Origin of the sequence: Kingella sp. SNUBH-2017 (assembly GCF_028680565.1) — a bacterium.
Classification (GTDB): Bacteria; Pseudomonadota; Gammaproteobacteria; order Burkholderiales; family Neisseriaceae; genus Kingella_D; species Kingella_D pumchi.
Genome location: NZ_JAPHVK010000006.1, coordinates 72,547 through 95,005 on the forward strand (window position 1 = coordinate 72,547; position 22,459 = coordinate 95,005).

Here is a 22,459-nt window from a genome sequence, read left to right on the forward strand (position 1 = left end):
ATTTGATCAAGTAAGATAGGAAACATAATGAAAGTCAGATTGTTATTGGCATCTTTGTTTATATTGTCTGCTTGTTCGGGTGAGCACGATGATTTAAATTCATGGATGCAGCAGACCAGACAAGAGGCAAAATCTAAAATTCGTCCTCCAGAGCCAGTTGCGCCAGTAGAGCGTGTTACATATTTCCCTCCGCAATTCTCTGGCCCGAATGCGTACTCTGTGCAGAGGATGAAGGCAGCTTACCAAAATAGTAATGCGCCAGATTTAAATCGACCTAAAGAGCTGCTTGAAAACTACAGCTTGGAAAACCTTAAGTATGTGGGGTCTATCGGCACTGCCAGATCATTGTCTGCTTTGATAGAAGTTGATGGGCATGTTTATACGGTAACCCCAGGTAAGCATCTCGGACAAAATTTTGGCAGAGTTTCTAGAATCACGCCTGATAAAATCGATATTGTCGAGGTCGTCGAGGATACATTTGGTAATTGGGTAAACCGTCCAGCTGAGTTACTGCTGAGTACGGGTGATGCACAAAGTAGTAACCAAGCTACCAAGTAAGAAGTTTAAATTTGATAAAGTTAGGGTTGAATAATTATGAAAACGAATGCAATTAAATTGTTGTCTGCTGCTGCTTTAGGAGTGATGTTCCAAGTATCAAATGCAGGTAATATTGTTGGTATCAATGCCTCTGTGCTGCCGAACCAGCAACGAGTCATTAAGGTTAAATTTGATAGCGGTGCTGTTGAGCCTACAGGATTTGTTACCAGTAACCCTTCTCGTATTGCGTTGGATTTCCCTGCTACAGGCATCCAATTGGCTCAGCCTTCACAATCGTTTAACGATACTTTCCTGCGCCAATTGGCTGCGGCTCAAGGAAACGGCAATGCTCGGGTTCTGCTTACTCTTTCACAAGACGGACAATATAATGCCCAAGTGAAAGGGAATGAAGTTTGGATTTATGTTAATGAGGCTCCCGTAACCAATACTGCAGTCAACAGAGCAGCTGCTCCTGCCCAGCAGTCTGAGCCGGTTTATACTGGTAACAGCTCTGCTGTAAATATTGACTTCAAAAAAGGAAGCAATAATTCTGGTATCGTGGAATATTCATCTGGATATCCCGGTCAGCCTAAAGTAAAGGTACAGAATGACCGCTTGGTTATTACTTTGAAAAATTATCCTTTGGCTGCTAAGGATCAAAGGACTTTTGATGTAACGGACTTTTCTACCCCGGTTCGTGATGTAAATGTTAAACGTCTGGGTAACGATACCCAGATTACTATCCGTAACCAGGGGAATTGGGAGCATAAGATTACCCAATCAAATGGTCGTAACGTGGTGCAGATTACTCCTGTGCGTAATGTTACTACCGCTCAGATTGGTCGAAAAGCTGCTAAATCCTATAAAGGTAAGCGTATTTCCCTTGACTTCCAAAATGTAGATGTACGTACTGTATTGCAAATTTTGGCAAAAGAGTCCGGTATGAATATCGTAGCCAGTGATACAGTTCAGGGTAAAATTACGCTGTCTTTGCGTGATGTACCTTGGGATCAGGCTTTGGATTTGGTTCTCGATGCGCGTAATTTGGGTAAAAGCCAGCATGGTAATATCATCAATGTGTTACCAAATGAAGAGATTGATAAGAAAACAGAAGATGCCTTGGCTGCACAGCAAAAATTGGAGAAATTGCGACCTTTAATCACTCAGAGTTTTCAGTTGAAATATAAAAATGTTGATGAGTTTAAGAAAATTCTGAAAATTGAAGATAATAACTCATCTACTAATACGCAAAATACAATTTTGAGCGAGAGAGGTAGTGCTCTACTTGATCCTTCAACCAATACTTTGATTATTACTGACAACCAGTTGGTAATTGAAAAGTTTCAACGTTTAATTGCGGAGTTGGATGTTCCTGCTAAGCAGGTTATGGTTGAGGCTCGTATCGTTGAAGCTGCCGATGGTGTATCTCGTGATTTGGGTGTTAAATTTGGTGTTAATGGCTCGCGTGGTCGTACCTCTTTCGGCTCTTCTTTGAGTGATACGATTGGTCAAGGTAGCGTTTTGGCTGGACCTAACGTGAACTTGCCGGCAACTGCCGCAGTGAATTCCATTGCTCTAGTTCGTGCATTCTCTTCAGGTGCGCTGGGCTTGGAAATTTCTGCTTTGGAAACTGAGAACCGCACTAAAGTGATTTCTAATCCGCGTGTTCTGACTCAAGACCGTAAAGAAGCTGAAATCAAACAAGGTTTCCAAATTCCTTATCAGACCAGAGATGGTAGCGGTGCTTATAAAACAGACTTTAAAGATGCCGTATTAAGTCTGAAAGTTACTCCGCGCATTACTCCGGACAGCAAAGTAATCTTGGATATTACAATTAACAAAGATGACATTGCTGCCAACTACACCAATATTGATGGTGAACCGGCTCTTTCTACCAAGCAGGTGAAAACCCAAGCCATGATTGAAGATGGCGGTACCTTGGTAGTAGGTGGTGTTTATCAGGAAACTTTTGCTAATACCGTAAGAAAAGTTCCGGTATTGGGTGACCTGCCGGTATTGGGTAATCTGTTCAAATCACGCGGTCGCAAGCATGAGCGTAACGAGCTGCTGTTCTTCATTACCCCGCGTATTATGGGTGGCGAAACCAGCGTATTGCGCTACTAAAAAAACTGACTGTAACCTTATTTGATAGGTTAAAATGCCTGCTATGGAAAACATAGCAGGCAATTTTTTTCTCATCGGATTGATGGGAGCAGGAAAGACCACTTTGGGTCGGCAATTGGCAGAGCAACTGGACTATACTTTTTATGACAGCGATGCCGTAATTTGCGAGCGCACCGGCGTTTCGATACCAACCATCTTCGAGCTTGAGGGAGAAGATGGTTTTCGTATGCGTGAAGCTGCAGTTATCCGAGATTTGTGTGCCTTATCCAAAATCGTTTTGGCTACTGGCGGTGGCAGTGTGCTAAGAGAAGAAAACCGGCAATGTTTAAAAAGGAATGGCACGGTAATCTATCTGCATACGCAGCCTGAAGTATTATTCGAGCGTGTCCGCTATGATAAAAACCGCCCTTTGCTGCAGGTGGAAAACCCCCTGGAAAAATTAAATGCCCTTTATGCGCAGCGTGATAGTTTGTACCGCGAAACGGCAGATTTTGTTATCGAAGCCGGACAGCGCAACCATGCGCAGGCACTGCAGCAAATAATGGAAGCCATCCGCTAAGTATTTTCCAGTTAGTTCTCTTTTTATATCACCATGAAAACCGTTGTTGTCGCTACATCATCACATTCTTATCCCATCCGCATTGCCAGGCGGATGATTCAAGATTCCGACATTATCCGTCCGCATCTTGGCAAGAAAGCAGCAATTGTTACCAATACCACGGTGGCTAAGCTGTATCTCAGAACCGTCGAAAATATGCTGGAGCAGGCGGGAGTTGAATTTTTTTCAATTATTTTGCCCGATGGCGAACAATACAAAAACCACCAGTCGCTCAACCAGATTTATGACGAACTGCTGGAGCATCATGCCGAACGCTCGACCACGCTGATTGCGCTGGGCGGCGGCGTGGTGGGTGATATTTCCGGTTTCGCCGCCGCCACCTACCAGCGCGGCATGCCCTTTATCCAGATTCCGACCACTTTGCTGAGCCAGGTCGATTCTTCGGTGGGCGGTAAAACGGCCATCAACCACCCCTTAGGCAAAAACATGATCGGCGCTTTTTACCAGCCGCAGCTGGTCATCGCCGATTTGGATGTGCTTGATACTTTACCGCCGCGCGAGTTTTCCGCCGGCATGGCAGAAGTGATCAAATACGCCTTATTGGGCGACGAGCAGTTTTTGGTGTGGCTGGAAGCCCATATGCCCGCTCTGATGCAGCGCGATAAAGAACTGCTGGCGCAGGCCGTTGCCCATTGCTGCCAGATGAAGGCCGACATTGTTGCCGAAGATGAAACCGAGCAGGGCAGGCGGGCGCTTTTGAATTTGGGGCACACTTTCGGCCATGCCATCGAAGCCGAGATGGGCTACGGCGTGTGGCTGCATGGCGAAGCCGTGGCTGCCGGTACCGTTGCCGCCTGCTGTTTGTCCGAGCGTTTAGGCAGCCTGAAAGCAGAAGATACCGAACGGGTGGCGGCCCTGTTCAGACTGGCCGGCCTACCCGACCGTCCGCCGGTATTCGCTTTCGAGCGCTGGCTCTCCCATATCCGCCACGACAAAAAAGTGCAAAACGGCCGCATGCGCTTTATCACGCTTGAGCGCCTGGGGCAGGCCGTTATTACCAATATCGACGACGAAGCCCTGCTGGAAAGCAGCCTGAAAGAATTTCTGCCGGCCTGATGCCGGCCAAACCCGCAAACCCGAACCAAGGAAGTACCATGAGCAACGAAACCGCATTGGGCAACGCTTTGAAAAGCGCCATGCAGTCCATGAGCAAAACCAAGCAGACCAAAATGATTGCCGACCATATCTACGGCAAATACGATGTTTTCAAGCGTTTCAAACCGCTGGCACTGGGCATCGAGCAAGAATTGCAGCAGGCCTTGCCGCAGTTTGATCCCGCCCTGATTGTCCGCGCCCTGTCCAACCACTGCCGCCGTCCCAAATACCTGCTGGCGGTGGCCAAAGGCGGCAAGCGCTTCAATTTGGCCAACCGCCCGCAGGGCGAAATCACGCCCGAAGAGCAGCAGCATGCGCTGACGCATCCCGGTATCCGCGAAAGTTTGGAAAAACAGCAGGAAAAACGCGAACAGCGCCGCCAGCAGCAGGCCGCAGGGCAGCCTGAAACTCAAGGGCAGCCTGAAAACGCCGCAGCCGTCGAAACCGCTCCCGCCGCGGAGAGCGCCCAAGCAGAGCAGGGCGCCGAATAAACGCAGGCAAGACGAAATGCAAAACAAACGGCCGCCGGAAGCAACCGGCGGCCGTTTTGTTTTTCAGGCAGCTTACAGGCTGTTGAACACGTCAAAATAGCCGGGAAAGGTTTTGTCGGTACATTTCGGATCGAGGATCCGCACCGGCACGCCGAGTAGGCTGACCAGCGAGAAGCACATGGCCATACGGTGGTCGTCGTAGGTGGCGATCAGCGCGTCGGCATTCAGCTTGGCCGGCGGCGTGATGCGGATAAAGTCCGCCCCTTCTTCCACCGTTGCGCCGAGTTTGCGCAATTCCGCCGCCATGGCGGCAATGCGGTCGGTTTCCTTCACCCGCCACGAAGCGATATTGCGCAGCGTGCTGCTGCCGTCGGCCGCCAGCGCCACCACCGCCAGCGTCATCGCCGCATCGGGAATATGGTTGGCATCGATATCGAAAGCCCGCACGGTCTGGCCTGCCGGACGCGACACTTCGATAAAGTCCTCGCCCCACCGCACTTGGGCGCCGATTTTTTCCAACTCAAGTGCAAAGGCCGCGTCGCCCTGAATCGAATTTTTGCCCACGCCGTTTACCCGCACCGCTTCGCCGCCGAGCAGGCCGGCGGCCAGGAAGTAGGATGCGCTCGAAGCGTCTCCTTCCACCTGCACCACCTGCGGCGCGCAGTAGCGGGCGGCGGCAGGCAGCCTGAAACGGCGGTAATCTTCGTTTGCCACCTGCACGCCGAATTTGGCCATCAGATTCAGCGTGATGTCGATATAGGGGCGGGAAATCAGCACGCCCTCCACTTCAATCTCAAACGCCTCGCCGGTCAGCGGCAGCGCCATCAAAAGCGCAGTCAGAAACTGGCTGGAGACGCTGCCTTTGATTTTCAGGCTGCGTTTGCCCTGATCCTGCCGCTCGCCAATCAAGAGCGGCGGATAGCCTTCCTTGCCCTGATAGTTGATTTGCGCACCGGCCGAGCGCAGGGCATCGACCAAATCGCCGATCGGCCGCTCGTGCATCCGCTCCACCCCGTGCAGGCGGTAGCGGCCGCCCAGCAGCGCCAAAACGGCGGTTAGCGGGCGAAAGGCGGTGCCCGCATTGCCGAGAAACAAATCCGCCTCGCGCACGGCAAAACGCCCGCCGCCGCCGTAAACTTTCAGGCTGCCTGAAGGCAGGGTTTCCAGTTTGACGCCCAAAGCCCGCAGCGCATCGAGCATGCGGTCGGTATCGTCGGACTTCAGCAGCGAGCGGATTTCGCAATCGTTGTCGCTCAGCGCCGCCAGCAGCAGGGTGCGGTTGCTGATGCTTTTCGAGCCAGGCATGGTAACGGCGGCCGCGCCGATGCGGCGGGCTTCAAGGCGGATGAAATCGGTCATGGCGATCGCTTTCTGCAAAAAGCGGCGATTATATAGCGAAGAGGCGTTTTGCGGCGTTTTGCGCGCTATCCAGGCCGCGGCATTCGTATATAATCCGCAGTAGCCGCTGCGCCGAGCAGGCGCGCCGTTTTCCCCGCACTACCACGAAAGACAAACGATGAAAAAACTGATTCTGACCGCCCTGCTGGCCGCTGCCGCCGCTTCCGCATCCGCCGCCGGCAACGACCGCATCAGCCGCTTGGAAGCCGAAATCCAAGAATTGAAACAGCGTATCAGCGTGCTGGAAAAACAGCAGGGCATTGCCGCCCCGCGCACTCCCGCCGCTGCCCCCGCTCCCGCCGCCGCACCGCAGCCGGTTTACCGGCAGCCTGAAAAAGCAGTCGAAGCCCCTGCCGCCCAAGCGCAAACGCCGCGCACTCCCGCCGCCGCGCCGGTGCTGAAACAAGGCAGCGGTTTGTTTGAATGCGGCGTGTATGTGCAGGGCCAGCGCTACGAAGCGCGCAATCGCAGCCAAGACGCCGCCCGCGCCGCCGCCAAATCCGCCTGCCGCGAAGAGCAGGGCAACAGCATCCTGTGTGCCGAGCGCAATATTCTCTGCACCGAGCTGTAATCGTTTTTCAGGCTGCTTTCAGGCAGCCTGAAAAAACTTCAGCAACCGTTTTACCTTGATGGAAAGGGCGATTATGTCTTTTTTCAACAAAATATTCGGCGGTAAAAAACCGATGGCGTGGCAGGATTTCGTCAGCCATTACGCCGACTACGCCGCCGGACAGCTGGGTCAGCCGGCCGATATCGACTGGGGCGACAGCATTGACAATACAGTTATGCGCCTTAGCGACGGCAACGGTGGCTCGCATGCCACTTATCTGGGCAATTTTTATGCGCTCTACTGCCAAAATCCGGACGATTTGGACGGCATCGTTGCCGGAACTTTTGCCAGCCTGCTGGAAGCGCGTGGCGCCGATGAATTGGAAGACGTGAGCGCCCATCTTTTTCCCGTGATCAAAAATACCGAATGGGTGGCGCAAAGCCGCGAGCAGATGCGGCAGGCCTATCCGGATGGCGATATCGAAAATGTTTTGGTTTTCATGCCGCTGGCCGGCGATCTGGTGCTCACTTACGTGCTGGATATGGATAACAGCATGCGCTATTTCACCCGCAACGATTTTGTAGACCAAGCGCTCGACCTTAACGACGTGCACGCGCTTGCCGAGCAGAATTTTCTTGCCTACGCCGGCGATAAAGTCGGTTTGAAAAGCTTTGACGGCAGCTCTTTGGTGCTGTTTTCGCTGGACGGCAACTACGAAGCCACGCTGCTGCTTTATCTGCGCGAACTGCTGGAGAGCGCCGGTTTGCCGTTTGCCGACGACTGCGCTTTTGCCGTGCCCACCCGCGATGCCGTTTTGGCCTGTGCCGCCGACGATGCCGCTGCGCTGGCGCTGATGCGCGAAGCGGCGGCAGAGATTGCCGAGCGCTCGCCCTATCGGGTGTCGCAATATTTTTACCGCAGGAAAGACGGCGAAATCACTCTGCTCGACGAAGTCCTGCCCCATTAAGCATTAAGGCAGCCTGAAACCCTTTCAGGCTGCCTGTTGTCTGTTTTCAACCAACCGAAGGAGAACCAAATGACCCACCAAATCGCCATCCTGCCCGGCGACGGCATCGGCCCCGAAATCACCGCCCAAGCCGTGCGCGTACTCGACAAGCTGATTGCCGGCGGCTTGGACGCCGCCTACCGATACGCCCCGCTCGGCGGCGCGGCCTACGACGAATACGGCCACCCCTATCCCGAGTTTACGCAAAAGCTGTGCCGCGCCGCCGATGCCGTGCTGCTCGGCGCCGTCGGCGGTCCGCAGTACGACACGCTCGATCGCCCCCTGCGCCCCGAGCGCGGCCTGCTGGCGATTCGCAAAGACCTGAATCTGTTTGCCAACCTGCGCCCTGCCGTGTTGTACAAAGAGCTGGCCGACGCTTCCACGCTCAAGCCCGAAGTGGTGGCCGGTTTGGACATCCTCATCGTGCGCGAGCTCACCGGCGACATTTATTTCGGCGAACCGCGCGGCATCCGCACGCTGGAAAACGGCGAGCGCGAAGGCTACAACACCATGAAATACAGCGAGAGCGAAATCCGCCGCATCGCCAAAATCGCCTTTGAAGCGGCGCAAAAACGCGGCAAAAAACTCTGCTCAGTCGATAAAGCCAATGTATTGGAAACCACTGAATTGTGGAAAGAAATTTTCAATGACGTTGCCAAAGATTATCCCGACGTAACGCTCACCCATATGTATGTGGACAACGCCGCCATGCAGCTGGTGCGCGCGCCCAAGCAGTTTGACGTGATTGCCACCGGCAACATCTTCGGCGACATTTTGAGCGACCAGGCCTCCATGCTCACCGGCTCCATCGGCATGCTGCCCTCGGCTTCGCTCAACGAAAGCGGTAAAGGCCTGTACGAGCCTTCGCACGGCTCCGCGCCCGACATCGCGGGGCAAGACAAAGCCAACCCGCTGGCGACCATTTTGTCGCTGGCCATGCTGCTGCGCTACAGCCTGAACGACGAAACCCGCGCCCGCCAAGTCGAAAACGCCGTGCAAAAAGTCTTGCAGCAGGGCATCCGCACCGCCGATATTTTTGAAGCAGGCTGCACGCTCGCTTCCTGCTCCGAAATGGGCGACGCGGTGCTTGCGGCGCTGTAACACTATTTCAGGCTGCCTGAAAAGCAAAAAACGGCTTTCAGGCAGCCTGAAAACCGTTTGAGACCGAAAGGAGCGCACAAATGACAAGCTGGCAACAGACCATCCTGGCCGCCGCCGTATCCGGCGCGGCCGCGCTGGCGGCTTCCTGCTCCGGCGGGACGGCCGGCTCGGAGCACTCGGGCGCAACGGCGGCATCGGCCGTCAGCAGCAGCCAAACGCCCCAAACCGCGCCGCAGGGCAGCACCTTGCTGGGGCGGGTGCTGGACGAAAACGGCGCCCCGCTTTCAGGCTGCCTGATCCGCATCGACGGCGACGATAAGGAATACGCCATCGTCAGCGGCGCAGACGGAACGTTCGATGCCGCCGTCCCGTCCGGGCGGCAAACCTTGATCGTGGCCTGCGACCCCAAGCGTTATGCGGAAAGCCGCACCGCCATCGACGTGCCGGCTGCCCGCACCTTTACGCAGGACTTTAGCGTCCGTCTGCACAGGCTGCCGCGTTAGGCAGGCAGCCTGAAAGCCCTGCCGTAAAGGCTTTAGCCTGGCAGCTGCGCCGTGCAGTTTTCCTGTTTCATACCCCCCAAACCTTATCGGAGTACCGCCATGCCCCGACAGCAAACCCCCGTTAAAACATGGATTATCGCCGTGCTGGCCGTTCTGGTTATCGGACAGGCGGGCTATTTCCTGTTTGTGCTGCCCGAACAAGAACGCTCGCACATCGCCGAAATCGAACAGCAGGTGCAGCAACAGAGCGCTGTGCCGCCGCTGGCGCGCGAAGCATCCGACCCGCCGCAGAGCAGCCAAAGTACCGCGTCTGCCGCCGTATCAGCGCCGGCACCGGCAGACGCGCAGGCAAGCGTGGAGCAGTTGCGCCAACAGCAGCAGCTGCGCGATGGCATCGGCTTTTCCCATGTGCTGCGCACCGAGATAGCGGTGTTTCTTGCCGAACACGGCCGCCTGCCTGCCGATATCGGCGAGCTGGCCATCGACGGCCTGACACCGCCGCCGGCAGTGGCCAAAGCCGAAATCAGTGCCGGTGGCCGCATCGTGCTGCATTTTGCCGCGGACGGGCTCAAAGGCAGCGTCAGCCTGATTCCCGATGTGGATGTTCCCAGCGGCGCTATCTTCGGCTGGAACTGCATCACGCCCGATTTCCCCTTTATCGCCAAAGCGGCGCCCGAGTGCCGCTATTTCCCCCGTTGAAACCAAACATCATCTCAGGCAAAGCAGCCTGAAAGTTGGTTTTACGGTTTTAGGCTGCTTTTTTGCCGATTTCCTTTTCAGGCTGCCTGCATTTGGTCGCGCACTTTCATCAGCGCGAAGCCCAGAAGGTTTAGGGTCTGTTTGCATTTGGTTTACGAAGCGAATTTTGCGCTGGAAAGCGACAGATGCAAGGCGCAAACCGCAGCAAGGTTGGACACCTTGCGAGGATTTGCAACGCGGCAGATGTCGCTTTCCAGCGCAAAAGCCGCCGTAACACTTTTAATCCACTATGGCGGTTGGTGCGCGCCCTGCGGACTGCTTTTGATGTTTGGAAGGCAGCCTGAACATGGTTTCAGGCTGCCTGAAACCCATCAGGCTTCGCTTTATGCGGCGTTGTTGTTCATCGTCCAGCAGTCGGTGATTTTGCCGTCTTGGATTTTCAGGAAATCCGTGCCGACTTTGACGGCAGTTTTGCCGCCGAGCGTGGCGGTAACGCGCCAATAGGCGGAAATCATGTCGCCGTCGCAAAATGGGCCGAGCACGAGTTCGTAATGCAAATCGGCTTTGGCGCGGATGGTGGCAATCCAAGCCTTCGCGCTGGCGATGTCGGTAACGGGCGCGGGCGGCGGGGTGGAGTCGGCGGTCAGGTGCGCTTTGAAATGGGGCGACAACAGTTCGTCGGCAATATCGAGATGGCCGTTCCACATCTGTGTCCATGCGGTGTAGATTTTGTGTGCGTCGGTCATTTTTGTCTCCTAATAAAGAAAGTTTGGCAATATGGGTTTTGATGCCGGTGTGTTGCAGGCTGCCTGCATTTGGTCGCGCACTTTCATCAGCGCGAAGCCCAGCAGGTTTAAGCCTTGCCATTGCAACGGATTTTCGGCGTGCGGGTCGTCTTGCGCCAAGCCGATGCCCCAGATGCTGTCCACAGGGCTGGCTTCTACCAAGATGCGATTGCCTGTTTGCAACAAAAAGGCTTTTAGATCGGCGTGTTGGGAAAATTTGGCAAAATTGGCGCGGCAAACGATGTCAAAGCGGTGCGCGTTCCAAACTTCATCTTTAAAGCCGACAATTTGCCGCCCGAGTGCTTTGGCTTGCTTGGGGCTGCCTGCTTGCAGGATTTGGCGGCGGATACCGTCTGCGCCGAACAGGCGGGCTTTTTCCGCCATCATGTAGTGTTCGGCGGTGGCGTAGCGTTCGCCGTCTACTTCAAACGCGGCGGGATACCATTGGCTGAACACGGCTTTGTCGGCGATGCCTTGTTGCTTGGGGGTGTGCCCCCAGAAGAAGACGTATTTGAGCTTGGCTTTGCGCTTGAAGGCGGCTTGCAGGGCGGGGAGATCGTAGATGGGGGTCATGGTTGTTACTCGGGGGATTGGGTTTTGCTTTTGCAAAAACTGGCGAACGCGTTTTAGCTTCGCAACTTCACTTCGCTACAGGCTGCTTTTTGTGTTTACTGCCCGTTTCCTGCCGAGAGCAGTTCGGCCAACAGCCGTTCGGACTGCTGCAAATCGGCAATCTGCGCCGCCAGCTTCTCCCGCACGGCATGCAGGCGGCCGCGCAGTTCGGGGCAGAAGTCTTGCGGCTCGTCGCGCAGGCAGTCGCGCATTAGGGCAAGGTCTTTGAGCGGCACGCCTGCGCGGTTGAGCATGGCCGCTTTGCGCACAAAGGCCGCGTCTGCCGCATCGTATTCGCGGTAGCCCGCCGCCGTGCGCTGCGGCGCAATCACGCCCGCCGTTTCGTAAAAGCGCAGCATCCGCACGCTCACGCCGCTGCTTTGCGAAAAATCGCCGATTTTCATTTTTTGTTTTCCATATTTTGCTGTTCAAGGTGCCGGCGGATTTTGCGCCGCCCAATCTTTATGCCGCCATTGGCACCGGATAAGCCGAGTTGCAAGCGCCACCGCTCTTGACTCTGACAGCGTGTCAGCCTCTATGCTGGCATTTTTTTCCCACGGGGGCAAAACATGAACCGACGACAATTCTGCGCCGCTGCGGCGGCAGGCGTACTGGCCGCTTGTGCGGGCACGGCAGGGCAGCCTGAAAAAACCGTTTACATTATCCACGGCTACGGCGCCACGCCCGAAAACCACTGGTTTCCGTGGCTGCACGCCCAATTAAGGAAACAGGGCATCTGCGCCGTTTCCGTGCCGCTGCCCGACAGCGAGGCGCCCGATTTTACGCGCTGGCAGCAGACGCTGGCGCAGTATGTCGGCCGGCCAGGCGCGCGCGATTTTTTCGTTGCCCACAGCCTGGGCACGGTTTCGCTGCTGCACTATCTGAGCGCCGCCAATCCGCCACGTATCGGCGGCTTGGTGCTGGTGTCCGCCTTTGGCGCGCCGATTCCGACGCTGCCTGAAATCAACGGTTTTGACGTCGATGCCTACGTTGCCCGCTGCCATATCGACTTTGCCGCTATCCGCCGCATGAGCCCGCATATCGAGCTGTTTACCGCCGACAACGACAGCATCGTGCCGCCCGACAACACCCGCCGCCTGGCCGCAGTGCTCGACGGCCGCCTGCACATTATCCCCAACGGCGGCCATTTTCTCGACCGCGAGGGCTTTAGCGAACTGCCGCCGGTGCTGCGGGCATTGGAACAAATGGCAGCCTGAAACTTTTGCCGCTGCCGGTTTTTCCATTCGCACCGATTTCAGCAGCCATGTTTTCAGGCTGCTTTCAGACGGCTGATTGCGTTTTCAGGCTGCCTTGTCGTTTAACAAGGCAGCCTGAAAGCCATTGGACGGGGCGTTTAATGGCGGAAATGGCGCACGCCGGTTACCACCATTGCCATGCCGTGTTCGTCGGCGGCGGTGAACACTTCTTCATCGCGCACCGAGCCTGCGGGGTGGATAACGGCTTTAATGCCCTGCGCGGCGATCACGTCCACGCCGTCGCGGAAGGGGAAGAAGGCGTCCGATGCCGCGCACGCGCCGTTTAAATCCAAGCCTGCGTCTTGCGCTTTGCGGGCGGCAATGCGGGTGGAATCCACGCGGCTCATCTGGCCGGCACCGATGCCGTAGGTTTGGCCGCCTTTGCCGAACACGATGGCGTTGGATTTCACATATTTGGCTACGTTCCACACGAAGAGCAAATCGTGCCATTCCTGCTCGGTGGGTTGGCGTTTGGACACGACTTTCAAATCTTCGCGGCGGATGCGGTGGATGTCGGGCGTTTGCACCAACAGGCCGCCGCCGACGCGCTTGAGCTCGAAGCGGTTGGCGCCGCTGTCAATCGGCACTTCCAGCACGCGCACGTTTTTCTTGGCGGCGGCGATTTCCAGCGCTTCGGCGGTGAACTTGGGCGCCATCAACACTTCCATAAACTGATTGTCGGTAATCTGTTTCACCGTTTCGCCATCGACTTCGCGGTTAAACGCGATGATGCCGCCGAATGCGCTGGTGGTGTCGGTGGCGTAGGCCAGGCGGTAGGCGGTCAGCGTGTTGTCGGCCACGGCCACGCCGCAGGGGTTGGCGTGTTTCACAATCACGCAGGCGGGCGCGTCAAAGGATTTGACGGCTTCCCACGCGGCATCGGCATCGGCGATGTTGTTGTAGGACAACTCTTTGCCTTGAAGCTGGGTGTAGTTCGACAGGCTGCCTGAAAACGGATAAACGTCGCGGTAGAACGCGGCGCGCTGGTGCGGGTTTTCGCCGTAGCGCATTTCCTGCACCTTAAGCCAGCTTTGGTTGAACTGCTGCGGAAACTCGCCGATTTCGGGCTCGCCTGCGAGTTTGTCGTCTGACAGCGAAGTCAGATAATTGGAAATCATGCCGTCGTATTGGGCGGTGTGGCTGAACGCTTTGCGGGCGAGGTTGAAACGGGTTTTGTCGCTGAGGCCGTCTGAATCTTTCAATTCGGCAATCACGGCGGCAAAGTCGGCGTTGTCGGTAACGATGGCGACGTGTTTCCAGTTTTTCGCCGCCGAGCGCACCATAGTGGGGCCGCCGATGTCGATGTTTTCAATCGCGTCTTCGAGCGTGCAGCCGGGTTTGGCGATGGTGGCGGCAAAGGGGTAGAGGTTTACCGCCACCAAATCGATGTTGCCGATGCCGTGTTCGGCCATTTTTGCAGTGTGTTCGGCCAAGTCGCGCCGTCCGAGAATGCCGCCGTGGATTTTCGGGTGCAGCGTTTTCACGCGGCCGTCGAGCATTTCGGGGAAGCCGGTGTAGTCGGCCACTTCGATAACGGGGATGCCCGCATCGGCCAAAAGCGCGGCGGTGCCGCCGGTGGAGAGGATTTCTACGCCCGCTTCGTGCAGGGCGCGGGCAAATTCGACTGCGCCGTTTTTGTCGGACAGACTAATCAGGGCGCGTTGGATTTTTGCGGTGGACATGGGTTTCCTTTGGGGTGGGGTTGGATTAAATCGGGTTAAATCAGGGTTTGGCAAAAGCAGCCTGAAAGCCGGTTTTATGGTTTTCAGGCTGCTTTGGTGCGTTTGCGTTTGGCCATTTCGGACAGCAGGATGGCGGCGGCGGTGGAAAGCATCACCAGCAGCACGCCGCTCCACGACAGGGCGGAAATCTGTTCGCCCAAGAGCAGCACCGCCAAAATCACGCCGAATACCGGCTCCAGCGGCAGCAGCAGGCCGGAGGTGTTGGCGGACACCTGCTTCATGCCGCGGTTCCACAGCAGGTAGGCAAACCAGCCGGCGCCGATGCCCAGATACAGCAGGGCGAGGGTGCCGCTGCCGCTCCAGCGGATGGCGTAGTCCTGCGCCAGCAGCAGGGTGAAGGGCAGGCACAGCAGGGCGGCGAGCGCCAGCGATACCGAGGTGTAGGCGGGTGCTCCGATGTCGTCGATCAGTTTGCGGGTGGGGCGCAGGGTGGCGCAGAACACCGCGCCGCCCAGCAGCACCAACAGGCAGCCGTACCAGGTGATGTCGCCGCCGCCTTCGCTGCCTCCGGCAATCATCAGGCCGACGCCGGCAAAGGCGAGCAGGCCGCACAGCCAGTGGTACCAGCGGGCGGGGTCGCGGAAAAAGAAGTGGCCGATAAAGGCGGTAATCAGCGGCTCAAGGCCGACAACGGTGATGGCGCTGGCGGCGGAAGTGTATTTGAGGCCGACAAACTGAAACATCAGCACGCCGATATAGTTGAGAAACGAGAGCAGAACCAGCGGCCGCCAGCTTTGGCGCGGGATGCGCCCCAGATAGCGGCGGCATACCGGCAGCACCACCAGCGCGGAAATGACCAGCCGCATCTGCACCATCATCACGGCATCCATCATGCCGTAGGTGTATTTGGCGGCGACAAAGGCGCTGCTCCAGATAAACAGGGCGGTGATTTGGTAGAACATGGGCGGCGGCGGGAAAAGGCGTTTCAGGCTGCCTGAAAACGCAGCGCCCGAAGCCGGAGGCGGCGCGGGCGGCGGACGGAACGGAAAACGGGATTAGGAAGACGGGGTGTCGAGAAAGCCGTGCAGGGCGAGTTTTTTGCGCAGGGTATTGCGGTTGAGCCCGAGCACCTGTGCGGCCTTGCTCTGGTTGCCTTTGCACTGCGCCATCACGTAGGCGATCATCGGTTTTTCCACGCGCATAAGCACCATATCGTACACGCCGCCGGCTTCGGCGCCGTGCAGGTCGCGGAAATACTGGGCGAGGTTTTTCTCGATGCACTCGCCGATGTCGGGAACTTTTTGCATTGTCAAACTGTGTTGGGTTTTGTTAAGGCCGTATTCTAGCCTGTTTCCGCCGTCCGTGCATCTCTTAGCGCCGGTTTGTGCCGCCGATAGCGCATCTTGGGCGCGCGGCTTGCCGCGATTGCCGGCGTTTTGCGCCTTGCCGTGCGGCCAATCAGATCTTGCGCAACAGCTTCTTCGGGCGCAAAAACAGGCAGCCTGAAAGGTTTTCAGGCTGCCTGCGGGGGCAAACACCATCAGTTTTGGCTGTCGAGCCAGCGTTCGGCATCCAGGGCGGCCTGGCAGCCGGAAGCGGCGCTGGTGATCGCCTGACGGTAGGTGTGGTCTTTGACGTCGCCCGCCGCCCATACGCCTTCGATATTGGTGGCGCCGACGTTGTCGCCGCTGCCGCCGCGGGTTTTCAGATAGCCCGCTTCGTCCATTTCGAGCTGGCCTTTGAAAATATCGGTGTTCGGCTGGTGGCCGATGGCGATAAACACGCCTTTGACGGCAATTTCTTCGCTGCCGTCCGCCCCTTTGAGGCGCACGCCGCACACGCCGGCATCGTCGGCCAGGATGTCGTCGATCTGGGCGTTCAGTTTCAGGCTGATTTTGCCTTCGGCCACCCGTTTCATCAGTTTATCGACCATGATTTTCTCGGCGCGGAAGCTGTCGCGGCGGTGGATCAGGGTAACGTGGGCGGCGATATTGGCCAGATACAGCGCTTCTTCCACCGCGCTGTTGCCGCCGCCGACCACGGCGACGTCTTGGCCTTTGTAGAAAAAGCCGTCGCAGGTGGCGCAGGCCGATACGCCGCGGCCGGCCAGCGCTTCTTCGGCAGGCAGGCCGAGATATTTGGCCGAAGCGCCGGTGGCGACAATCAGCGCATCGCAGCTGTATTCGCCGGCATCGCCTTTCAGCACGAAGGGGCGCTGCTGCAGATTAACGCTGTGGATGTGGTCGTAAATCATCTCGGTGCCGAAGCGCTCAGCGTGGGCGAGAAAGCGCGCCATCAGATCCGGCCCCTGCACGCCGTCGGCATCGGCCGGCCAGTTGTCCACTTCGGTGGTGTTCATCAGCTGGCCGCCGTGCGCCAGGCCGGTAATCAGCGCGGGCTGCAGATTGGCGCGGGCGGCGTAAACGGCGGCGGTATAACCGGCAGGGCCGGAACCGAGAATAATCAGGCGGTGGTGCTGGGTCATGAACGCTCCTTAAATCGGGGAAAAACGGCGGCATTGTAAACAAGAATTCCCCCAGTTTATCAACAAAAGTGCTTACCCAATAAAATATAAATAAAAAATTTAAAACTCTCGCTCTTATATTCCTGCTGCGCCTGCACCATCACTTCCCAGCGCAAAGCCGGATCGGCAAGCGGCAGTAATGGCTGGTCTAATCCGCGTAAAGCGCTGCGGCACAGTTCCAAATTCATCTCCAACACTCTTATAAGTGTCGGGCATAAGTAACAAAAAAGGTGCTAAGAATCTCTGTAAGCCTATTTCAGCCTGAAACGGAACATGGGTAATCTGTTTGTGTTTGAGGAACATCCCGAGTTAGACATCCCAAACACCACCAATCTGCTTGACGGCGTATTTGCCGGATTAAAGCGGTATTTGGAGTGCCATCACGGCCTGAGTAAGGCTAACAAGATAAAGTTTATTCAGGATTATTTTTCTGAAAAATAAATTTTCAGCAGTAAATTTGTTACTTATACCGGGATTCGGGTTTCGCTTTATTGGCGTGCAAACTTTCAGGCTGCCTGAAAATCCGCAAAACGCAGTTTTCAGGCAGCCTGAAAGCAGATCGGGCGCATCACTCCGGCTGCGACTGCCCCACCGCCAGCCGTTTTTGCGCCAGCCAGATCAGCAGCAGCACCGGCAGGCCGATGGCGGCGGTAAAGGTGAAAAAGTAGCCGTAGCCGACCTTCTCGACGATGGTGCCCGAATAGCCGCCCAGCGTTTTGGGCAGCAGGGTCATCAGCGAGGAAAACAGCGCGTACTGCACGGCGGTGAAGCGGATATTGGTCAGCGCCGAGAGAAAGGCAACGAATACCGTAGAAGCCAGCCCCGCCGCCAGATTGTCGAAGCCGACCACCGCATACAGCAGCGGCAGGCCGTGGCCGGAGTTGGCCAGCAGCACAAACAACAGATTGGTCAGCGAGGCGAGCACCGCGCCGAACATCATCATTTTCATCACCGCAAAACGCTGCGCCATCACGCCGCCGAGCAGGCCGCCGGCAATCGACATCACCACGCCGAAGGTTTTGACCGCGTTGGCGATATCGTCTTTGGAATAGCCCAAGTCGCTGTAAAACACATTGGAAATCACGCCGGCAACGATATCGGAAATGCGGTACAGCCCGATCAGCGCCAAGAGCAGCAGCGCGTTTTTGCCGTAGCGGCGGAAAAAGTCGGTTAAGGGTTCGATCCAAGTGGCGGCGACTGCCTGCGCCGGCACCGCGCCCAGCGCCACCAGCAGGCGGCCGGCAACGGCAGCGGCGGCCAGCGCGGCGCCCAAGCGCAGGCATTCCCAGCCCAAGAGCGCGAGCGGCGAGAAATCCTTGCCGGCAGCGCCGACGGCGCGGAACACCATCACAAACAGCGATATGCAGATGGCAAACATCAGCAGCAGGCGCAGTTTGTCGTCGGTATTGCCGCCGCCGCCGCGTTTGGCGCTAACGGCCATCACGATCGCCGCCGCTGCCGCCGCGCCGGCAATAGCGGCTTCGTGGCGGCCGGCAAAACTCAGAGCGGTGCTCAGAGCGAAATAAACGGCGGCTGCCGCGGCGCAGGCGGCGGCAAAGGCTGCGGCGGCGCGGCGGGTAAGCTGCGTTTCGGCGGTGCTGCCCGCGGCGGCGGTTTGGTTGACCGCCGGCTCGCGCATCCACAGCGTGGTGGCGATGCCTACCAGCGACAGCGCCGCCATCAGCCAGTAAGACTGTTGCCAGGCGCCGTAGAGATAGTGTTCTTTGGTCGAACCGAGATAAGAAGCGAGTTTCAGGCTGCCGGCGCCCGAGCAGATCATGCCGATGCGGTAGCCGACGGTGTAGGTGGCGGACATGGCCGACTGCATGGCACTGTCACCCGGCGCCATTTCGATGCGGCAGGCGTCGATGGCGATGTCTTGGGTGGCGGAAGAGAAGCCCAGCAGCACCGCGCCGGCGGCCATCGCGCCCAATGCGCCGCCGGCGGGGTCGGACGCGGCCATCAGCAGCATCGCCGCCACCAGCAGCAGCTGGCTCAGCAGCAGCCAGGCGCGGCGGCGGCCGAGCAGTTTCGACAGCAGCGGCAGCGGCAGCGCGTCCACCAGCGGCGCCCAGATAAATTTGAAGGAATAGCCCAGCCCCGCCCAGCTGAACATGGTTACGGTCTTTAATTCCACCCCCGCTTCCGACAGCCACAGCGACAGCGTGGAGAAAATCAGCATAATCGGCAGCCCGGCGGAAAAGCCCAACAGCAGCATGGTCAGCGTGCGTTTGTCGGCATAGGGCGAGGGCGGGGCGGCTTGGGTTCGGGCTTGGGTCATGGCGTGGGCGTGTGGATGCGTGGTCGGGGCAAGGCAGCCTGAAAAGGGCGGGGCGGGTGTAGCTTCGCTACGCAGGCTGCCTGAAAGAATGTGGCGATGATAGCAGTTGGTGTCGGGTGCAGATGGTAGGGTTTGGGCGTATTCGGTGCGCGGTGCGTACCCTACGGCGTTTCAGGCTGCCTGAAAGTATCTTGCGGCGGCAAGGGGGTGTATTCGGTGCGCGGGGCGCACCCTACGGCGTTTCAGGCTGCCTGAAAATATCTTGCGATGGTAAGGGGTGTAGGGTGCGCACTGCGCACCGTTTGCCTGTTTGGGTTGCCTGTTTGGGCTTGGTTTGGCGCGGCGGGCGGCGTTTTCAGGCTGCCGCGTAGCGCCGGATCAGTTCTTTAAAGGCGGCGCCGGTTTCGGGGTGCTTGAGACCGAAAGCCAGCGTGGCTTCGAGATAGCCGATTTTGCTGCCGCAGTCATAGCGCGTGCCGTCAAAAGCGTGCGCGAGCACCGGCTCGTATTCCAAAAGTTTGGCGATGCCGTCGGTAAGCTGGATTTCGCCGCCGGTGCCGCGGCCGACGGTGTGCAGCAGTTCGAAAATCCGCGGCGTGAGAATGTAGCGGCCGACCACCGCCAGATTCGACGGTGCTTCTTCGGGCTTTGGTTTTTCCACAATGCTGGCGATGCGCTGCCAAGACTGCCAGGGCGTGGTTTCGATAATGCCGTAGGACGCGGTTTGCGCCGGATCGACGGTTTCCACGCCCAGCACGCTGCTGCCGGTTTGGTTGTAGATTTCGATCATCTGGCTCAAGGCGCCGCGCGACGCGTCGATTAAGTCGTCGGCCAGCACCACGGCAAAGGGTTCGCTGCCCACCGCCGCCTGCGCGCACAGCACCGCGTGTCCCAGCCCCAGCGCTTCGGCCTGGCGGATATACATGCAGGTGATGCCCGCAGGCAGAATGCTCTGCACCTGGTCGAGCAGCTTTTCCTTGTGGCGCAGCTGCAGCTCGGTTTCCAATTCGTAGGCTTTGTCGAAATGGTCTTCAATGCTGCGCTTGCTGCGGCCGGTTACAAACACGATTTCGGTGCAGCCGGCGGCCACCGCTTCTTCCACCGCATACTGGATCAGCGGCTTATCGACGATGGGCAGCATTTCTTTCGGGCTGGCTTTGGTGGCGGGCAGAAAGCGCGTGCCCATGCCGGCAACGGGAAAAACGGCTTTGCGGATTTTCGGATGGCTCATGGCGGATCTTTCGGCAAAAAAAGTGCTGGGGCAAAACGGCGCGGATTATAGCCCAAAAGCCCGCACCAGCGGCCGGCGGCGTGTTCGGGCGGCCGGCTTTATTTTGCCGCCGCCCTTTCTGATGCGGGCACTTACAGGATAAAATGGCGGCCGATTCCGTTTTTCCGATTTTCGCGCTTTCAGGCTGCCTTTTTCAGGCAGCCTGAAAGCCGCATCAGCCCCGAATATGCCTGTCAGCAAAGCCATCCAAACCCGTCCCGTCAATCCCGAACTGCTGCGCCGCCTTCAAGCGGCCGGCGCCGATCCGCTGCTGGCGCGGCTGTTTGCCGCCCGCCCGATCAGCGGCGAGCACGAACTCGAAGACCGCCTAAGCAGCCTGATTCCCTTTTCCGAATTGACCAACTGCACCGCCGCCGCCCGCCGCCTGGCCGACGCGGTGGAAAACGGCGAGCGCATCCTGATTGCCGCCGACTACGACGCCGACGGCGCCACCGCCTGCACGGTCGGCATCAAAGGCTTGCAGGCACTGGGCGCGCGCACCGATTTTATCGTTCCCAACCGCTTTACCGACGGCTACGGCCTGACGCCGGCGCTGGCCGAGCAGGCAGCAGGGCGCGGCGCGCAGCTGCTCTTGACCGTTGATAACGGCATCGCCAGCGTCGCCGGCGTGGCGCGCGCCAAAGAGCTGGGCTTGGACGTGATCGTTACCGACCACCACCTGCCCGGCGACACGCTGCCCGACTGCCTGATCGTCAATCCCAACCAGCCCGGCTGCACCTTTCCCAGCAAGAATCTGGCCGGCGTCGGCGTGATGTTTTACGTGCTGATGGCCTTGCGCGCCGAATTGCGCGAGCGCGGCCGTTTCGCCCCGCAAGGCAGCCTGAAAGAGCCGAATCTGGGCGAACTTTTAGATCTGGTGGCGCTGGGCACGGTGGCCGACGTGGTGCCGCTGGACCATAACAACCGCATCATGGTGTCGCAGGGGCTCAAGCGCATCCGCAGCGGCCTGATGAGCCACGGCGTGCGCGCGCTGTTTGAAGTCGCCCGCCGCGATCCGGCCAAAGCCCAGCCTTTCGATATGGGCTTTGCGCTGGCGCCGCGCATCAATGCCGCCGGCCGGCTCGACGATATGTCGGTCGGCATCGCCTGCCTGTTGGCCGGCAGCCTGGAAGAAGCGCAGGAAATCGCCGGCGAACTCAACAGCCTGAACCAGGTGCGCCAGGAAATCGAGCAGGGCATGCTGGAAAACGCGCTGGCCGCCTGCCCCGACACCCTGCCGCCGAGCCAAACCACGCTGGCGGTGTACCGCGAGGACTTTCATCAGGGCGTGGTCGGTATTGTTGCCAGCCGCCTGAAAGAGCGCTTCTACCGCCCCGCCATCGTGTTCGCCCCCGCCGACAACGGCGAATTGCGCGGCTCCGGCCGCTCGATTCCCGGCATGCACCTGCGCGACATTCTCGATGCCGTGTCCAAGCGCCATCCCGGGCTGATCATCAAATTCGGCGGCCACGCCATGGCCGCCGGCCTGAGCATTGCCGAGGCCGACTTCACGCGCTTTCAGGCTGCCTTTGAAGAAGCCGCCGCCGCGGTGGTCGAAGCCGAAACGCTGGCGCAAACCTTTATCACCGACGGCAGCCTGAAAGCCGCCGACATCACGCTCGAGCACGCGCGCACACTGTCGCTGCAGGTGTGGGGGCAGGGCTTTCCGCCGCCCAGCTTCAGCGACGAATTCGAAGTGCTGCGCCAGCAGAGCATGGGCAGCGAAGGCCGCCACCTGAAAGCCTGGCTGCAAAAAGAAGGCCGCAGCTTCGAGGCGATGTTCTGGCGCTGCAGCGAGCGCCTGCCGCCGAAAATCCGCACCGTTTACCGTCCCACGGTAAACGAATGGCGCGGCAATACCGAGCTGCAGCTTTACGTTGATTATTGGGAAGAGGCAGCCTGAAAACCGCCCCGCCCGCCACCCCC

General features: G+C 58.0%; 24 protein-coding genes. 13 read left to right on the forward strand and 11 right to left on the reverse strand.

Translation table 11 applies throughout. From position 1 onward, the window contains the following. The first annotated feature begins 27 nt into the window (after positions 1-27). Genes OP500_RS06250 through OP500_RS06270 form a run of 5 tightly spaced genes read left to right on the forward strand, consistent with a single transcriptional unit; the run spans position 28 to position 4,866 of the window. Positions 28-558: a pilus assembly protein PilP gene (locus OP500_RS06250; RefSeq protein ID WP_238748499.1), complete on the forward strand. Its 531-nt coding sequence runs from the start codon at positions 28-30 to the stop codon at positions 556-558. Between the two features lie 36 nt (positions 559-594). Then, positions 595-2,661, forward strand: a complete 2,067-nt coding sequence (gene pilQ / locus OP500_RS06255; protein WP_238748498.1) for a type IV pilus secretin PilQ — start codon at positions 595-597, stop codon at positions 2,659-2,661. A 34-nt stretch (positions 2,662-2,695) separates the two neighbouring features. After that, positions 2,696-3,220 carry a shikimate kinase gene (locus tag OP500_RS06260; RefSeq protein ID WP_238748497.1) on the forward strand — a complete coding sequence of 175 codons (525 nt, stop codon included), beginning with the start codon at positions 2,696-2,698 and terminating at the stop codon, positions 3,218-3,220. Between the two features lie 33 nt (positions 3,221-3,253). Next, positions 3,254-4,336, forward strand: a complete 1,083-nt coding sequence (aroB, locus tag OP500_RS06265; RefSeq protein ID WP_238748496.1) for a 3-dehydroquinate synthase — start codon at positions 3,254-3,256, stop codon at positions 4,334-4,336. 38 nt (positions 4,337-4,374) lie between these two features. Beyond that, on the forward strand, positions 4,375-4,866 hold the full coding sequence (locus tag OP500_RS06270) for a ProQ/FINO family protein (RefSeq protein ID WP_238748495.1): 492 nt from the start codon (positions 4,375-4,377) through the stop codon (positions 4,864-4,866). A 72-nt stretch (positions 4,867-4,938) separates the two neighbouring features. Here the strand turns inward: OP500_RS06270 and aroA are convergent, their stop codons facing one another. Then, positions 4,939-6,225 (reverse strand): 3-phosphoshikimate 1-carboxyvinyltransferase, encoded by a 1,287-nt coding sequence (aroA, locus tag OP500_RS06275; RefSeq protein ID WP_238748494.1) that lies wholly within the window; start codon positions 6,223-6,225, stop codon positions 4,939-4,941. Between the two features lie 157 nt (positions 6,226-6,382). On the opposite strand from aroA, the gene OP500_RS06280 reads away from it, so the two are divergent. The 5 genes from OP500_RS06280 to OP500_RS06300 all read left to right on the forward strand — a co-directional run bounded on the left by OP500_RS06280 (position 6,383) and on the right by OP500_RS06300 (position 10,123). Continuing rightward, a complete protein-coding gene (locus OP500_RS06280) occupies positions 6,383-6,835 on the forward strand; it encodes a hypothetical protein (RefSeq protein ID WP_238748493.1) in 453 nt (150 codons plus the stop codon). A gap of 73 nt (positions 6,836-6,908) precedes the next feature. After that, entirely contained in the window at positions 6,909-7,781 is an 873-nt protein-coding gene (locus OP500_RS06285; protein WP_238748491.1) for a hypothetical protein, read from the forward strand. Between the two features lie 69 nt (positions 7,782-7,850). Further along, positions 7,851-8,921, forward strand: a complete 1,071-nt coding sequence (gene leuB / locus OP500_RS06290) for a 3-isopropylmalate dehydrogenase (protein ID WP_238748490.1) — start codon at positions 7,851-7,853, stop codon at positions 8,919-8,921. An 80-nt stretch (positions 8,922-9,001) separates the two neighbouring features. Continuing rightward, positions 9,002-9,424 (forward strand): carboxypeptidase-like regulatory domain-containing protein, encoded by a 423-nt coding sequence (locus OP500_RS06295; protein ID WP_238748489.1) that lies wholly within the window; start codon positions 9,002-9,004, stop codon positions 9,422-9,424. Between the two features lie 99 nt (positions 9,425-9,523). Next, a complete protein-coding gene (locus tag OP500_RS06300) occupies positions 9,524-10,123 on the forward strand; it encodes a pilin (RefSeq protein WP_238748488.1) in 600 nt (199 codons plus the stop codon). 383 nt (positions 10,124-10,506) lie between these two features. Here the strand turns inward: OP500_RS06300 and OP500_RS06305 are convergent, their stop codons facing one another. The 3 genes from OP500_RS06305 to OP500_RS06315 all read right to left on the reverse strand — a co-directional run bounded on the left by OP500_RS06305 (position 10,507) and on the right by OP500_RS06315 (position 11,924). Continuing rightward, positions 10,507-10,869, reverse strand: coding sequence for an ester cyclase (locus OP500_RS06305; protein WP_274070506.1), 363 nt, complete (start codon positions 10,867-10,869; stop codon positions 10,507-10,509). Positions 10,870-10,878: 9 nt separating this feature from the next. Further along, positions 10,879-11,481 carry an NADAR family protein gene (locus OP500_RS06310; RefSeq protein WP_238748486.1) on the reverse strand — a complete coding sequence of 201 codons (603 nt, stop codon included), beginning with the start codon at positions 11,479-11,481 and terminating at the stop codon, positions 10,879-10,881. Positions 11,482-11,576: 95 nt separating this feature from the next. Beyond that, complete coding sequence (locus OP500_RS06315; protein ID WP_238748485.1) at positions 11,577-11,924, reverse strand: MerR family DNA-binding transcriptional regulator; 348 nt, start codon at positions 11,922-11,924, stop codon at positions 11,577-11,579. A 165-nt stretch (positions 11,925-12,089) separates the two neighbouring features. Here OP500_RS06315 and OP500_RS06320 point away from each other — a divergent pair, with 165 nt between their 5' ends. Beyond that, positions 12,090-12,737 carry an RBBP9/YdeN family alpha/beta hydrolase gene (locus OP500_RS06320; RefSeq protein WP_274070507.1) on the forward strand — a complete coding sequence of 216 codons (648 nt, stop codon included), beginning with the start codon at positions 12,090-12,092 and terminating at the stop codon, positions 12,735-12,737. A 137-nt stretch (positions 12,738-12,874) separates the two neighbouring features. On the opposite strand, the gene purH is transcribed toward OP500_RS06320, so the two are convergent. From purH to OP500_RS06345, 5 genes are all read right to left on the reverse strand, one after another. Further along, entirely contained in the window at positions 12,875-14,458 is a 1,584-nt protein-coding gene (gene purH / locus OP500_RS06325; RefSeq protein WP_238748483.1) for a bifunctional phosphoribosylaminoimidazolecarboxamide formyltransferase/IMP cyclohydrolase, read from the reverse strand. Positions 14,459-14,541: 83 nt separating this feature from the next. Continuing rightward, complete coding sequence (locus tag OP500_RS06330) at positions 14,542-15,420, reverse strand: DMT family transporter (protein ID WP_238748482.1); 879 nt, start codon at positions 15,418-15,420, stop codon at positions 14,542-14,544. Positions 15,421-15,513: 93 nt separating this feature from the next. Further along, positions 15,514-15,765, reverse strand: a complete 252-nt coding sequence (locus OP500_RS06335; RefSeq protein ID WP_238748481.1) for a helix-turn-helix domain-containing protein — start codon at positions 15,763-15,765, stop codon at positions 15,514-15,516. 233 nt (positions 15,766-15,998) lie between these two features. Further along, complete coding sequence (gene trxB, locus OP500_RS06340; RefSeq protein ID WP_238748480.1) at positions 15,999-16,943, reverse strand: thioredoxin-disulfide reductase; 945 nt, start codon at positions 16,941-16,943, stop codon at positions 15,999-16,001. 59 nt (positions 16,944-17,002) lie between these two features. Further along, a complete protein-coding gene (locus tag OP500_RS06345; protein ID WP_238748479.1) occupies positions 17,003-17,170 on the reverse strand; it encodes a hypothetical protein in 168 nt (55 codons plus the stop codon). A gap of 85 nt (positions 17,171-17,255) precedes the next feature. Between OP500_RS06345 and OP500_RS06350 the strand changes: the two genes are divergently transcribed. Next, positions 17,256-17,423, forward strand: a complete 168-nt coding sequence (locus tag OP500_RS06350) for a hypothetical protein (RefSeq protein ID WP_407659236.1) — start codon at positions 17,256-17,258, stop codon at positions 17,421-17,423. Between the two features lie 127 nt (positions 17,424-17,550). On the opposite strand, the gene OP500_RS06355 is transcribed toward OP500_RS06350, so the two are convergent. Both OP500_RS06355 and galU read right to left on the reverse strand, forming a co-directional pair. Continuing rightward, a complete protein-coding gene (locus tag OP500_RS06355; RefSeq protein ID WP_274070508.1) occupies positions 17,551-19,263 on the reverse strand; it encodes an AmpG family muropeptide MFS transporter in 1,713 nt (570 codons plus the stop codon). Positions 19,264-19,618: 355 nt separating this feature from the next. Next, positions 19,619-20,494 carry a UTP--glucose-1-phosphate uridylyltransferase GalU gene (gene galU / locus OP500_RS06360; RefSeq protein WP_274070509.1) on the reverse strand — a complete coding sequence of 292 codons (876 nt, stop codon included), beginning with the start codon at positions 20,492-20,494 and terminating at the stop codon, positions 19,619-19,621. A 226-nt stretch (positions 20,495-20,720) separates the two neighbouring features. On the opposite strand from galU, the gene recJ reads away from it, so the two are divergent. Next, on the forward strand, positions 20,721-22,436 hold the full coding sequence (recJ, locus tag OP500_RS06365; RefSeq protein ID WP_274070510.1) for a single-stranded-DNA-specific exonuclease RecJ: 1,716 nt from the start codon (positions 20,721-20,723) through the stop codon (positions 22,434-22,436). The last annotated feature ends 23 nt before the right edge of the window (positions 22,437-22,459 follow it).